The 13486-nt window shown below is 58.8% G+C and carries 12 protein-coding genes and 1 pseudogene; 9 read left to right on the plus strand and 4 right to left on the minus strand.

Features of this window, described 5'->3' with window-relative positions; genetic code table 11:
- A partial coding sequence (locus tag D8V06_RS12855) for a lyase family protein (protein WP_241667814.1) occupies nucleotides 1–895 on the minus strand: 895 nt, incomplete at its 3' end.
- 180 nt (nucleotides 896–1075) lie between these two features.
- On the opposite strand from D8V06_RS12855, the gene D8V06_RS12860 reads away from it, so the two are divergent.
- The gene (locus D8V06_RS12860; protein ID WP_130931069.1) at nucleotides 1076–1984 is read left to right on the plus strand and encodes a LysR substrate-binding domain-containing protein; all 909 of its coding nucleotides are present in this window, start codon (nucleotides 1076–1078) and stop codon (nucleotides 1982–1984) included.
- A gap of 13 nt (nucleotides 1985–1997) precedes the next feature.
- Here D8V06_RS12860 and D8V06_RS12865 read toward each other — a convergent pair whose 3' ends face one another.
- Entirely contained in the window at nucleotides 1998–2690 is a 693-nt protein-coding gene (locus D8V06_RS12865) for a hypothetical protein (protein WP_130903508.1), read from the minus strand.
- Between the two features lie 368 nt (nucleotides 2691–3058).
- Between D8V06_RS12865 and purE the strand changes: the two genes are divergently transcribed.
- From purE to D8V06_RS12885, 4 genes are all read left to right on the plus strand, one after another.
- Nucleotides 3059–3550, plus strand: coding sequence for a 5-(carboxyamino)imidazole ribonucleotide mutase (gene purE / locus D8V06_RS12870; RefSeq protein ID WP_034149342.1), 492 nt, complete (start codon nucleotides 3059–3061; stop codon nucleotides 3548–3550).
- A gap of 11 nt (nucleotides 3551–3561) precedes the next feature.
- The gene (locus D8V06_RS12875; protein WP_056854341.1) at nucleotides 3562–4644 is read left to right on the plus strand and encodes a 5-(carboxyamino)imidazole ribonucleotide synthase; all 1083 of its coding nucleotides are present in this window, start codon (nucleotides 3562–3564) and stop codon (nucleotides 4642–4644) included.
- Between the two features lie 105 nt (nucleotides 4645–4749).
- The gene (locus tag D8V06_RS12880) at nucleotides 4750–4995 is read left to right on the plus strand and encodes a GlsB/YeaQ/YmgE family stress response membrane protein (RefSeq protein ID WP_056854342.1); all 246 of its coding nucleotides are present in this window, start codon (nucleotides 4750–4752) and stop codon (nucleotides 4993–4995) included.
- Between the two features lie 82 nt (nucleotides 4996–5077).
- Nucleotides 5078–5614: a DUF3299 domain-containing protein gene (locus D8V06_RS12885; RefSeq protein WP_130931070.1), complete on the plus strand. Its 537-nt coding sequence runs from the start codon at nucleotides 5078–5080 to the stop codon at nucleotides 5612–5614.
- A gap of 125 nt (nucleotides 5615–5739) precedes the next feature.
- On the opposite strand, the gene D8V06_RS12890 is transcribed toward D8V06_RS12885, so the two are convergent.
- Entirely contained in the window at nucleotides 5740–6639 is a 900-nt protein-coding gene (locus D8V06_RS12890) for a D-hexose-6-phosphate mutarotase (RefSeq protein ID WP_130931071.1), read from the minus strand.
- A 74-nt stretch (nucleotides 6640–6713) separates the two neighbouring features.
- On the minus strand, nucleotides 6714–7118 hold the full coding sequence (locus tag D8V06_RS12895; RefSeq protein WP_007896491.1) for an acyl-CoA thioesterase: 405 nt from the start codon (nucleotides 7116–7118) through the stop codon (nucleotides 6714–6716).
- A gap of 362 nt (nucleotides 7119–7480) precedes the next feature.
- On the opposite strand from D8V06_RS12895, the gene D8V06_RS12900 reads away from it, so the two are divergent.
- The 4 genes and pseudogenes from D8V06_RS12900 to D8V06_RS12915 form a co-directional block, all read left to right on the plus strand.
- Nucleotides 7481–8779 (plus strand): MFS transporter, encoded by a 1299-nt coding sequence (locus D8V06_RS12900; RefSeq protein ID WP_130903510.1) that lies wholly within the window; start codon nucleotides 7481–7483, stop codon nucleotides 8777–8779.
- A gap of 256 nt (nucleotides 8780–9035) precedes the next feature.
- Nucleotides 9036–10034 carry a phosphate ABC transporter substrate-binding protein PstS gene (locus D8V06_RS12905; protein ID WP_130903511.1) on the plus strand — a complete coding sequence of 333 codons (999 nt, stop codon included), beginning with the start codon at nucleotides 9036–9038 and terminating at the stop codon, nucleotides 10032–10034.
- Nucleotides 10035–10251: 217 nt separating this feature from the next.
- On the plus strand, nucleotides 10252–12534 hold the full coding sequence (locus tag D8V06_RS12910; protein ID WP_130908149.1) for an ABC transporter permease subunit: 2283 nt from the start codon (nucleotides 10252–10254) through the stop codon (nucleotides 12532–12534).
- Between the two features lie 15 nt (nucleotides 12535–12549).
- Nucleotides 12550–13486 (plus strand): annotated as a pseudogene (locus D8V06_RS12915) (phosphate ABC transporter, permease protein PstA); the annotation flags it as partial.

The raw sequence follows: 13486 nt of genomic DNA on the forward strand, positions 1-13486 counted from the left end.
CGTTGCAGATCTTCGACAGCTTGACCGCGGTGCGCTTGAGCATGCCGGAGAACAGTACGAAGGCACCCATGTCGGAGGTGGCTTCGATCAGGTCGGCGGCGGGAACCAGTGGCTGACCGCTGATCAGGGCCAGGCGCTGCACAGCCAGGGCCTGATAGCGTGGGTCGGCGTTGATGCCGGTACCGATCGCGGTACCGCCCAGGTTCACTTCAGTCAGCAGTTCCGGGGCCAGCGTCTTGAGACGGGCCAGGTCTTCGCCCATGGTGGTGGCGAAAGCACGGAACTCTTGACCCAGGGTCATCGGCACAGCGTCTTGCAGCTGGGTACGACCCATCTTCAGGACGTGGTTGAATTCTTCACCTTTGGCCGCGAATGCCTGAATCAGGCTGTCGAGGCTGGCCAGCAGCGCATCGTGACCCAGCAGCAGACCCAGGCGGATCGCGGTCGGGTAAGCGTCGTTGGTCGACTGCGCCATGTTGACGTCGTCGTTCGGGTGCAGGTACTGGTATTCGCCTTTCTCGTGACCCATCGCTTCCAGAGCAATGTTGGCGATCACTTCGTTGGCGTTCATGTTGGTGGAAGTACCGGCGCCACCTTGAATCATGTCGACCACGAATTCTTCGTGGAAATCACCGCGGATCAGTCGAGCACAGGCTTCGCTGATGGCCGCGTGCTTGGCTTCGCTCAAGTGGCCCAGCTCACGGTTGGCGTCTGCAGCGGCCTGTTTGACCATTGCCAGACCCACAACCAGTTTCGGGTAATGCGAAATCGGCACACCGGAGAGACGGAAGTTGTTCACCGCCCGCAGTGTCTGGATGCCGTAATACGCATGAGCCGGTACTTCGAGGGCGCCAAGCAGGTCGTTTTCTGTGCGGAATGATGCAGCGGAAGACATGATAGAAATCATCTCGATATTAACCCGGTCTGTGCCGGAACACTGCAAATGCTAGGCTTGTGGAGCATTTTGGGCCAATGCTGTTAAACACTGCCCTATGCATATTCGGCATAATGCCGATGTGACGTCGCGTTCGCGGCGAGCGTGTGACCTAAATTGGTGCGTGTCCGGGAGGACGTGATGAATCTGGAAAGTAAATGGCTGGAGGACTTCAGTGCTCTGGCGGCCACCCGCAGCTTCTCCCAGGCCGCGGAACGACGCTTCGTGACCCAGCCTGCCTTCAGCCGGCGCATCCGCAGCCTCGAAGCGGCATTGGGGCTGACCCTGGTCAATCGCTCGCGCACACCCGTGGAGCTGACGGCGGCGGGGCAACTGTTTCTGGTCACCGCGCGCACCGTGGTCGAACAGCTCGGCGAAGTGCTGCGCCACCTGCACCATCTGGAAGGCGGGCAGGGGGAAGTGATGCAGGTCGCGGCTGCCCACTCATTAGCGCTGGGTTTTTTCCCGCGCTGGATCGCGCAGTTGCGCAACGAAGGTTTGAATATTGCCACGCGGCTGGTCGCAACCAACGTCGGCGATGCGGTGCATGCGCTTCGAGAAGGCGGCTGCGATTTGATGCTGGCGTTCTACGACCCGGACGCGGCGATGCAGATGGATCCGGAAATCTTCCCCTCGCTGCACCTTGGCCAGACCGAAATGCTTCCGGTGTGCGCCGCAGATGCCGATGGCAAGCCGTTGTTCGATCTGGAAGGCGAGGCCAGCGTGCCGCTGCTGGCCTACAGTGCCGGTGCGTTCCTCGGGCGTTCAGTCAACGGTCTGTTGCGCCAGCGCCAGCTGCGATTCACCACGATCTACGAAACCGCGATGGCTGACAGTCTCAAGAGCATGGCGCTGGAAGGGCTGGGCATTGCCTGGGTGCCGCAGCTCAGTGTGCGCGCCGAATTGGCGCGCGGTGAACTGGTGGTCTGCGGGGGGGCGCAGTGGCACGTACCTCTGGAGATTCGCTTGTATCGTTGTGCTTTGGTACGCAAGGCCAACGTGCGGTTGTTGTGGCGCAAACTGGAAGGCGGCGTCGCTGCCAATACTTGAAATGGCGAGACGCTCATGGAGCATCACGCAGATAACTTCTGATGCGCTCACGATTTGGATCAGTGTATACATAGCAGTTGGAGAGTAGCGTATTGACTTTGGCTGCCATGAAAGTCTCGCACCACCATCCGTTATATCTGACTTCGGCGAGCTCATGTTGTGCATCGAGCATATGACCAAGTTCATGTCCAACAATTTGTTTGTGGTTTAATGCCGCGAGTGCAAATTGTTGTCCCACCCCTGCAAGGCCAAATACGTTGTTGGTCATTCCATCATTGGTAAGCAACATAAATTTTGTGGTTCTGCCTGTAGGGAGATTTTTTGCATCACGGTAGGCTGTACCCAGATCTCTCCATCCATCATAGGAGGCCTGAGTTTCGCCCTTGTAGGAGTAGTTCGTGTAAGGCGGGGTGTTGCGTACAAATATGACCGAAACATCACGTCCCGTTGTAGTTCTCAGTTCTCTGATGACCGGCGCGAAGTGATCGGGATAGAGGGAAGGGATCTTATCTTCCGGTACATCATCGTGGACAAAAGCAAATACGAATATTGGTCTTTTTTCCACGGGTATACTGCTGCGCATACTTGGAGTTTCAGGTTGTGCAATCGGCCAGGGCGTTTCGTCTTTTACGACGGTGGCCGAAGCGGTTTGATTGATAATTGAAGTAAAAAGCAAAGTGGTGAAAAGTGTGTAGAGTATTTGCATATTTATACGCTCGGGATAATTGGATATTTATTTGGAAGATGTAATGTCATCCGCGAACATTAATATGACTTTTAAGTTAGCTTGTATCGCATAGTTATGTTTCGAACAGTGTGGAAGTCCAGTTCTAAGAAAAATGATCGAGGGACTATTCGCTCTGACTTTCAAGTCAATAAAATCGATTGTTGCGAGCAAAACCACTCTAGCGACACTTGGTCGTATCGGGGGCTGTTTATCTGCCGTATTGCGGTATACTGCGCGGCCTTCGGCCGGTTACGACCGGCCATAATTCGTACAATCAAGCCACGCATTCTGCGTGGCTTGTTGTTTTTTGATGCGCCTGCGGGCGCCCAGAGAGAAGAGGCACGACGATGAGTGCATTGGTTGGCGTGATCATGGGCTCCAAGTCCGATTGGTCCACCCTTAGCCACACCGCCGATATGCTGGAAAAGCTCGGCATTCCTTATGAGGTGAAGGTGGTTTCTGCCCACCGCACCCCGGATCTGCTGTTCCAGTACGCTGAAGAAGCCGAGGCGCGTGGCATCGAGGTGATCATCGCCGGTGCCGGTGGCGCGGCCCACTTGCCTGGCATGTGTGCAGCCAAGACCCACCTGCCGGTGCTGGGCGTGCCGGTGCAGTCGGCGATGCTCTCGGGCGTCGATTCGCTGCTCTCCATCGTGCAGATGCCTGCCGGCATTCCGGTTGCCACCCTGGCCATCGGCAAGGCTGGCGCGATCAACGCTGCGCTGTTGTCGGCAAGTATCCTGGGCGCCAAGCACCCGCAGTTTCATGAAGTGCTGAAAACCTTCCGTGCTGAGCAGACAGACAGCGTCCTGGAAAATCCAGACCCACGCATCGCCTGAGGTTGTTGACGATGAAGATCGGTGTAATCGGTGGCGGCCAGTTGGGTCGCATGTTGGCGCTGGCGGGCACTCCGCTGGGAATGAACTTCGCTTTCCTCGACCCGGCGCCGGACGCTTGCGCGGCAGCATTGGGCGAACACCTGCGGGCCGATTACGGCGATCAGGATCACCTGCGCCAGTTGGCCGATGAAGTCGATCTGGTGACCTTCGAATTCGAAAGCGTACCGGCGGAAACCGTCGCGTTCCTGTCGCAATTCGTTCCGGTCTATCCGAGTGCCGAAGCCCTGCGCATTGCTCGCGATCGCTGGTTCGAAAAGAGCATGTTCAAGGACCTGGGCATTCCAACCCCGGCATTCGCCGACATTCAGTCCCAGGCTGACCTGGACGCCGCCGTGGCTTCCATCGGTCTGCCGGCGGTACTGAAAACCCGCACCCTGGGCTACGACGGCAAGGGCCAGAAAGTCCTGCGCACCCCTGAAGACGTGGTTGGCACGTTCGCCGAGCTGGGCAGCGTGGCTTGCCTGCTGGAAGGTTTCGTGCCGTTCACTGGTGAGGTCTCACTGATCGCCGTACGTGCCCGCGATGGTGAAACCCGTTTTTATCCGCTGGTGCACAACACCCACGACAGCGGCATCCTCAAGCTGTCCGTGGCCAGCACCGATCACCCGTTGCAAGCCTTGGCCGAAGACTACTCCAGTCGCGTACTCAAGCAGCTGAATTATGTCGGCGTGATGGCATTCGAATTCTTTGAGGTCGACGGTGGCCTCAAGGCCAACGAAATCGCCCCGCGGGTGCACAACTCCGGGCACTGGACCACCGAAGGCGCCGAATGCAGTCAGTTCGAAAACCACTTGCGGGCCGTTGCCGGTCTGCCGCTGGGTTCGACGGCCAAGGTCGGCGAGAGCGCCATGCTCAACTTCATTGGCCAAGTGCCTGAGACCGAGAAAGTCCTGGCCATCGCCGATTGCCATCTGCATCACTACGGCAAGGCATTCAAGGTCGGCCGCAAGGTTGGCCACGCCAATCTGCGTTGTGCAGACCGTGAAACGCTGGCTGCACAGATCCTCAAAGTCGAAGCGCTCATCGCCGAATAAACAGTTTCACGTGGCAGCGGCGGAACCATTGCGGTGCCGCCGTTCTCTCATGGCAGGATGCCAAAGTCTGGCTAGGCTAAAGCCAATCAATCAGAGGGAAATGCCATGGGAATTATCGGAACCATCTTTATCGGCTTGATCGTCGGCCTGCTGGCGCGGTTCCTGAAGCCGGGCGATGACAGCATGGGCTGGATCATGACCATCCTGCTCGGTATCGGCGGTTCGCTGGCGGCTACTTATGGCGGCCAGGCGTTGGGCATTTACCAGGCGGGCGAAGCTGCCGGTTTCATCGGTGCGCTGGTGGGCGCGGTGGTGTTGCTGGTGATCTACGGCCTGATCAAAAAGAACTGATTCAAGCGACAAAGTCCTCTCGGCTGCGCAGTCCGGGAGGACTAGAATGCTCGGCGATTTCCTTTCCTTGCCGAGCATTTCCATGCGACGTCTTCTGCTTGCTGTTGTTTTAATGGGTGCGGGTCTCGCCCACGCCGGCGAACTGCCGGAAACCGACTGGCTCGAACTGATGCCCAAATCGGATCAGAAAGCCCTCGAGGCCATGCCTGAAATCGAACACGACTCCCCCGAAGCCAATGGCACCTTTACCGAAAAGGGTGGCATGAAGCAGAGCAAAGGCTTGCCGGCGGTGATGTACTCGACCAAAACCGTAGCGTCGATGAACGACAAGAACATCCGCCTCGGTGGTTATCCGGTGCCGCTGGAGTCCGACGCCAAGGGCAACAGCACGCTGTTTTTCCTTGTGCCATACCCGGGCGCCTGCATTCATGTGCCCCCACCGCCACCCAATCAATTGGTGCTGGTGCGCTATCCCAAGGGCTTGAAGCTCAATGATATCTACACGCCGCTGTGGGTCACCGGCACGCTGAAAGTCGAGAAGGTCAGCAATGACCTGGCCGATGCGGCCTATGCGCTGGACGCGTCAAAAGTCAGAGTGGTGAAAGAGGCCGATCTCTAACAGCTACCCGAAACAACTGTGGGAGCCAGCCTGCTGGCGATAGCGGTCTGTCAGATACTTATAAGTTGACTGACACCACGCCATCGCCAGCAGGCTGGCTCCCACATTTTTTATTGCGATGTTGCCTAGAGCGGTTTGCTGCTGATGCTTACGCCCAGGGAATGGCTGGCACCCGGCGCCAGGTTCACCACATCTCCCATCACGTTCGCCGTTTCGATGCACAACATGCGTTGCCAGCCATCGTCGGCCATGTCGCTGAACGCCGCGGCGCGCTCGGTCCACGGGTTCCAGATCACCGCCGTGCGCGAGCCGGTACTGCTCAGTTCGATACGTCGTTCCCAGGCCGGGTCGACGATGCTCAGCAATGGCGGGGTGTCGAGGTAGATGCGGTCGGTTTCGCCGGTAAAGCGCAGGTCGCCGGACTGTTGCCGGGTTGCCCAGTCTTCCAGGGTTTCGATGTAGCTCAAGCCGTCCACGCCTTCGACTTGCACATTGCGCACATCACTGACGGCGAAATAGCTGTGCAGGGCCTGGCTGATGGTGACGGTTTCATCGCCCACGTTGTGGCTGGTCAGGCTGATGTGCAGTTGCTCGTCCAGGCGAATGCTCAGCTTCAGGTTCACCCGATGTGGCCAGCCTGGCAATCCACCTTCGGGGCAGGGCAGGAGGAATTCGATTTTCAGGCTTTCGCCTTCGGCCTCGATGCCGCCCAATTCCCAGTCCATTGCTCGCACCAGGCCATGAGCCGTTGGCGCCTCGTCGCTCACGCGCATCGCCTTCACGCTCTGCGGATTGCGCTCGAAGTTACCGAACCACGGCCAGCACACTGGCACGCCGGCGCGAATGCTTTTGCCCGTCTTGAACACCGCCTCATCGTTGAGCCAGATCAGCGGCGGCTGCCCCGCCAGTTGATAACTGAGGATGTGCGCGCCTTGCTGGGCCACCAGTAATTCGGCCTGGCCGTGACGGATGCGCCAGCAGTTCAGTTCATCCAGTTTGACGGCTTCAACGTTGGGCGTGTTCATGGGACAGCTCTCGATCGGTAACAGGACTGCAATGGACCGTGAATCGGTCGTCGGGTTTAACGCTTCCCGGTTTTTTAGCGAGCTCTGGGCGGAACCGAGCGGGTGCGGCCGCTGCCATCGATGGCAACGAACACGAATACCGCCTCAGTGACTTTGCGCCATTCGCTGGAGAGCGGATCGTCGCTCCAGACCTCGACCATCATCTGGATCGAGCTGCGGCCGATTTCCAGTGCCTGGGTATAGAAGGAGAGCTGGGCGCCCACCGCCACGGGTACCAGAAACGCCATACGGTCGATGGCGACTGTGGCGACGCGCCCGCCAGCCACCTTGCTGGCCATCGCTGTACCGGCCAAATCCATCTGCGCCACCAGCCAGCCGCCAAAAATATCGCCAAAGCCGTTGGTTTCGCGGGGAAGTGCGGTGATTTGCAAGGCCAGGTCGCCTTGCGGGATTGGATCTTCTTGTTCGAGCTCTATCATGCCGGGGGTGCCTCTGACCCGTGACTCTTCATTGGTAATGCCTGGTGGTAGCCGTCTTCGGGAAAAACGATTCAGCACCGAACATACTACGTTCGTCACGTTTTCCATAAGGCGCCTAAAGGGAAACTCTGCGAAATCGCCTATGACCCTGAAGGCGCTTTCGCACAGCAACCCTTGCAAGCCGTTGCACAGTTGCGAGTATATCGGTCGGTAGACTCCGAGACGACCGTCCGGTTCTCATTTTGACCGTCAATTACGCACCTCTATGTGCTTTTTCGAACAATTTGCTATCGTGCCGGTCCTGCCCGAGCCTTGCCAGCGTTGTTGGGGCGGCAGACCTGACTATAAGAGAAGCCCTTGCCATGACTACAGCGCCCTCGAGTATCGCGCAGCCATCCCAATCCGCACGTCCGCTGACCCGCAACGACTACAAGACACTTTCGTTGTCAGCCCTGGGCGGGGCGCTGGAATTTTACGATTTCATTATTTTCGTGTTCTTCGCGACGGTGGTGGGCAAGCTGTTCTTCCCGGCGGACATGCCTGAATGGCTGCGTTTGATGCAGACCTTCGGCATTTTTGCTGCCGGGTATCTGGCGCGGCCGCTGGGTGGCATCGTGATGGCGCACTTCGGCGATCTGCTGGGGCGCAAGAAGATGTTCACCCTGAGCATTTTCATGATGGCCGTGCCGACCCTGATCATGGGCCTGCTGCCGACTTACGCGCAGATCGGCATGTGGGCGCCGATTCTGTTGCTGCTGATGCGGGTCATCCAGGGCGCGGCGATTGGTGGTGAAGTGCCTGGCGCCTGGGTCTTCGTTTCCGAACACGTGCCGCAAAAACATATCGGCTACGCCTGCGGGACCCTGACCAGTGGCCTGACGGCTGGCATTCTCTTGGGTTCTCTGGTCGCTACGGCGATCAACAGTCTCTACACCCCGGGGGAAGTGGCGGATTACGCCTGGCGGATTCCGTTCCTGCTGGGCGGCGTGTTCGGCCTGTTCTCGGTGTACCTGCGCCGCTGGCTGCACGAAACCCCGGTGTTTGCCGAACTGCAACAACGCAAGGCCCTGGCCGAAGAAGTGCCACTGCGTGCGGTGTTGCGTGACCATCGCGGCGCCATCGCCATTTCGATGCTGCTGACCTGGCTGCTGTCCGCCGCCATCGTGGTCTTGATCCTGATGACTCCGACCGTGCTGCAGACGGTCTACCACTTCGCGCCGACCACCTCCCTGCAGGCGAACAGTCTGGCGATCGTGTTCCTGAGCGTTGGCTGCATCATTGCCGGCGCATTGGCCGATCGCTTTGGAGCGGGGCGGGTCTTCGTCTTTGGCTGCACCGCATTGCTGGCCAGTTCCTGGACCTTCTATCACAGTCTGGTCGATCATCCTGACTGGTTGTTCCCGTTGTATGCGCTGACCGGCCTGCTGGTCGGCACCATCGGTGCGGTGCCGTACGTGATGGTCAAGGCGTTCCCGCCGGTGGTTCGTTTCAGCGGTTTGTCGTTTTCCTACAACGTGGCTTACGCGATTTTCGGTGGTTTGACGCCGATGATCGTCAGCCTGTTGCTCAAGGAGAGTGCGATGGGGCCTGCCTATTATGTGGCGGTGCTGTGCGGGGTGGGGATTGTGGTGGGTGCGTATCTCTGGAAGAAGGGGCGTTAGTTCTGGCCTCATCGCCAGCAAGCCGGCTCCAGTCCTGTGCAGGAGCCGGCTTGTAACCGATCGTTCCCACGTTCTGCGTCCGCTTTTGAGTGGGACGCAGAGCGTCCCGAGATGCATTCCCACGCGGAGCGCGGGAACGATCTAGAAGCCCAATACTGGCCTTTCATCCAATTGTCATATTTCAGCCATAGAGTGTTCACACGGCCTGCTGATACTTGGCCCCGACTTAACACACCCTATCTGCTAGGAGTAAGGCATGAAACTGAAGCGTTTGATGGCGGCAATGACTTTTGTCGCTGCTGGCGTTGCGACTGCCAACGCGGTTGCCGCTGTTGACCCTGCTATCCCGAGCTACACCAAGACCACTGGTGTGTCGGGCAACCTGTCCAGCGTCGGCTCCGATACCCTGGCCAACCTCATGACCCTCTGGGCTGAGAACTACAAGAAAGAATACCCGAACGTAAACATCCAGATTCAGGCCGCCGGTTCGTCTACCGCGCCACCTGCGCTGACTGAAGGCACCGCTAACCTGGGCCCGATGAGCCGCAAGATGAAGGATAACGAACTGCAAGCCTTCGAAACCAAATACGGTTACAAGCCAACCGCTATTCCGGTGGCTGTGGATGCCTTGGCCGTGTTCGTGCACAAGGACAACCCGATCAAGGGCCTGACCATGGCTCAGGTCGATGCCATTTTCTCCTCGACCCGTCTGTGCGGCGCTAAAAGCGACGTTAAAACCTGGGGTGACCTGGGGGTGACCGGTGACTTGGCCAACAAGCCGGTACAACTGTTCGGCCGCAACTCGGTATCCGGCACCTACGGCTACTTCAAGGAAGAGGCCCTGTGCAAAGGCGACTTCAAGCCAAACGTCAACGAACAGCCAGGTTCGGCTTCGGTTGTGCAGTCGATCAGCAGCTCGCTGAACGGCGTCGGTTATTCGGGCATTGGCTACAAGACCGCCAGCGTGAAAACCGTTGCCCTGGCCAAGAAAGATGGCGGTGAATTCATCGAAGACACCGAAGAAAACGCCCTGAATGGCAAGTACCCGCTGTCGCGCTTCCTGTACGTGTATGTCAACAAGGCCCCGAACAAGCCTCTGGCCCCGCTGGAAGCCGAGTTCGTGAAGCTGGTTCTGTCCAAACAGGGCCAGGAAGTAGTGGTGAAGGACGGTTACATCCCTCTGCCAGCCAAGGTTGCTGCAAAAGCACTGGCTGACCTGGGTTTGCAAGAAGGTAGCAACGTAGCAAAAAAGTAAAACCCTAGGCCCGGGGTAACCCTGGCCTGTGTAGGAGCCGGCTTGCTGGCGATGGTCATCCATCCGCAGAAGATGTGTCGGATGCACCATTTTTCGCCAGCAAGCCGGCTCCTACAACCCCCAAATTCTCGCTCCGCTGCCGGTTCCACCGGGCGGCGGATTTGTCGCGTCACTGCACTGTCATCTTTCTGTCATACAGGATCGCTAGGGTGTGCGAATGAATGATCTGGCCAATTCCAACATGACTACTAATCCCCCCAAGCGAATTGATTTCAATACGCCTGAGTTGCAACGCAAGCGCCGCATTCGCGCGCTCAAAGATCGCTTCACGCGCTGGTACGTCCTGATCGGCGGCCTGGCGGTGCTGGCAGCCATCACCCTGATTTTCTTCTTCCTTGCCTACGTCGTTGCGCCCCTGTTCCAGGGTGCCAGCCTGACGTCCAAGGACGTGATCACGCCGGCCTGGATGCAAGACGCCGGCAAGCCGTTGATGTTTTCCCTGGAAGAGCAGAACCAGGTGGCCATGCGGGTTTCCGACAAAGGCCAGGCATTGTTCTTCGATATCGACAGTGGCGCCGAACTCAAGCGCGTCGATTTGCCTGTTCCGGCCGGTACTAGCGTGACCTCCATCGGTAAAGACCAGCCAGGTCACCCGCTGGTGGCGGTAGGTCTGTCCAATGGTCAGGCCCTGGTGTTCCGTCACACGTACAAGGTCAGCTATCCGGACGGCAAGAAAACCATCTCGCCAGCCATCGAGTATCCGTATGGCGAAGCGCCGATCGCGGTGAACGAAGCGGGCGGTGTGCTGGAGCACGTCAGCCTCAACGCGACTGATTCGACCCTGATGCTGGTGGGTTCCACCGGTTCGCAACTCAATGTTTTGTCGCTGACCAGCGAAGAAAACATGATGACCGGTGAAATCACCAACGAGCAGACGCGCATCGATTTGCCGCAAATGACCGAGCCGGTGAAGAACATCTTCGTCGACCCGCGTCAGCAGTGGTTATACGTTATCAACGGTCGTGCCCAGGCCGACGTATTCAGCCTGCGCGACAAGAGCCTGAACGGTCGCTACAAATTGCTGGAAAACGGCGACGCTGAAATCACCGCCAGTACGCAGCTGGTCGGTGGTATCTCGCTGATTCTTGGCGATTCCAAAGGTGGCCTGGCCCAGTGGTTCATGGCCCGCGACCCGGATGGCGAACAGCGCCTGAAGCAGATCCGCACCTTCCAGATGGGCACCACGCCTATCGTTGAAATCACCGCCGAAGAGCGCCGCAAGGGCTTCGTCGCCCTCGACGCCTCCGGCAAGCTCGGCGTGTTCCACAGCACCGCGCACCGCACCTTGCTGGTTGACCAGGTGGTTGAAGGCGAGGGCCTGTTCGGTCTGTCGCCGCGGGCCAACCGCGTCATCGTGGAAGCCGGCGGCAAGCTGCAACCGTTGCTGCTCGATAACCCGCACCCGGAAGTGTCGTGGAGCGCGTTGTGGAGCAAGGTCTGGTACGAGAACTACGACGAGCCTAAATACGTCTGGCAATCGACCGCCGCCAACACGGACTTCGAACCGAAACTGAGCCTGTCGCCGCTGACCTTCGGTACCTTGAAAGCCGCTTTCTACGCCATGCTGCTGGCAGCGCCGCTGGCCGTCGCCGCCGCAATCTACACCGCGTACTTCATGGCCCCGGGCATGCGCCGCAAGGTCAAGCCGGTGATCGAGCTGATGGAAGCGATGCCGACGGTGATCCTCGGTTTCTTCGCCGGTCTGTTCCTCGCACCCTATGTCGAAGGGCACTTGCCGGGCATCTTCAGCCTGTTGATGTTGCTACCGATCGGCATTCTGGTGGCGGGTTTTGCCTTCAGTCGCCTGCCTGAATCGATCCGCCTGAAAGTCCCGGACGGCTGGGAAAGTGCGCTGTTGATCCCGGTGATCCTGTTCGTGGGCTGGCTGTCGCTGTACATGAGTCCGTTCATGGAGAACTGGTTCTTCGGCGGCGACATGCGCATGTGGATCTCCCACGACTTAGGGATTACCTACGACCAGCGCAACGCACTGGTGGTCGGCCTGGCCATGGGCTTTGCGGTGATCCCGAACATCTACTCCATCGCTGAAGATGCCGTGTTCAGTGTGCCGCGTGGCTTGACCCTCGGTTCGTTGGCCCTCGGTGCCACGCCTTGGCAGACCATGACCCGCGTGGTGATCCTCACCGCCAGCCCGGGCATCTTCTCGGCGCTGATGATCGGCATGGGCCGTGCGGTCGGTGAAACCATGATTGTGCTGATGGCCACCGGTAACACCCCGGTCATGGAAATGAACCTGTTCGAAGGCCTGCGCACCCTGGCCGCCAACGTCGCGGTGGAAATGCCCGAGTCGGAAGTCGGCGGCAGCCACTACCGCGTGCTGTTCCTTTCGGCGCTGGTGTTGCTGTTGTTCACCTTCGTCATGAACACCCTCGCGGAACTGATTCGTCAGCGTCTGCGCAAGAAATACTCGTCGCTTTAAGAAAGGTAGAAGTCTGTGAAACAGAACTCCCTGAAAGGATGGTTCAAGAGCGGCGCCCCCGGCGTCTGGATCAGCGGTGGCGCGGTGTCCATCGCGGTCATCATGACCATTGGCCTGCTGGCAGTGATTGCCGTGCGCGGTCTGGGTCACTTCTGGCCGGCGGACCTGGTGCATGCCAGCTACGACGTGCCGGGCCAGGCCAATCACTTGGTGATCGGCGAAATCGTACAGAAGGAAGAAGTGCCGCGAGCGCGTCTGAAGAGCGCCGGTTTGCCGGTGCCTGACGAAGGCCCCGAATTCATGACCCGCGAGCTGATCAAGGTCGGCAACCGTGACTTGAATGGCACCGACTTCACCTGGATCGTCGGCGAGTGGCTGACCAACCAGAAGACTCCGGTCGAATTGATGGCGCTGGAGCGCCGTGAATGGGGCAACTTCTACGGTTACCTGGTCAACGTCAAACAGGATGGCAAGATCATTGCCGAGGGTGAAGCTGCCTGGCCTGAGCTGCAAGCGCGAATCAACCGCGTGAATCAGCTGGCCGCGCAACTCAAGACCCTGGAAAAAGTCGACATCGGTGCGATCAACGCCGGTCTGGAACGCATCCGTCTGCACGGCCGCAAACTGGAACTCGATGGCAAGCTCGACGCCACCGCACAAGCGGACATGGAGTCCGAACGCGCTGAGCTGAACGCCCGTTACCAGGATGTTGAAGCGCGCCTGAATGATCTGCACGCGCAGTTCAATCGCGACAGCCTCACCGCCCGTGATGCCAACGGCAAGGAAATCGAGATTGGTCTGGGCAAGGTGGTTCACGCTTACCAGCCCAATGGCATGGGCACCCTCACCAAGATCGGCTTCTACTTCAGCAAGATCTGGGAATTCCTGAGCGACGATCCGCGTGAAGCGAACACCGAAGGCGGGATTTTCCCGGCGATCTTCGGCACCGTGA

It is taken from the genome of Pseudomonas sp. Sample_24 (genome assembly GCF_004307605.1).
GTDB lineage: Bacteria > Pseudomonadota > Gammaproteobacteria > Pseudomonadales > Pseudomonadaceae > Aquipseudomonas.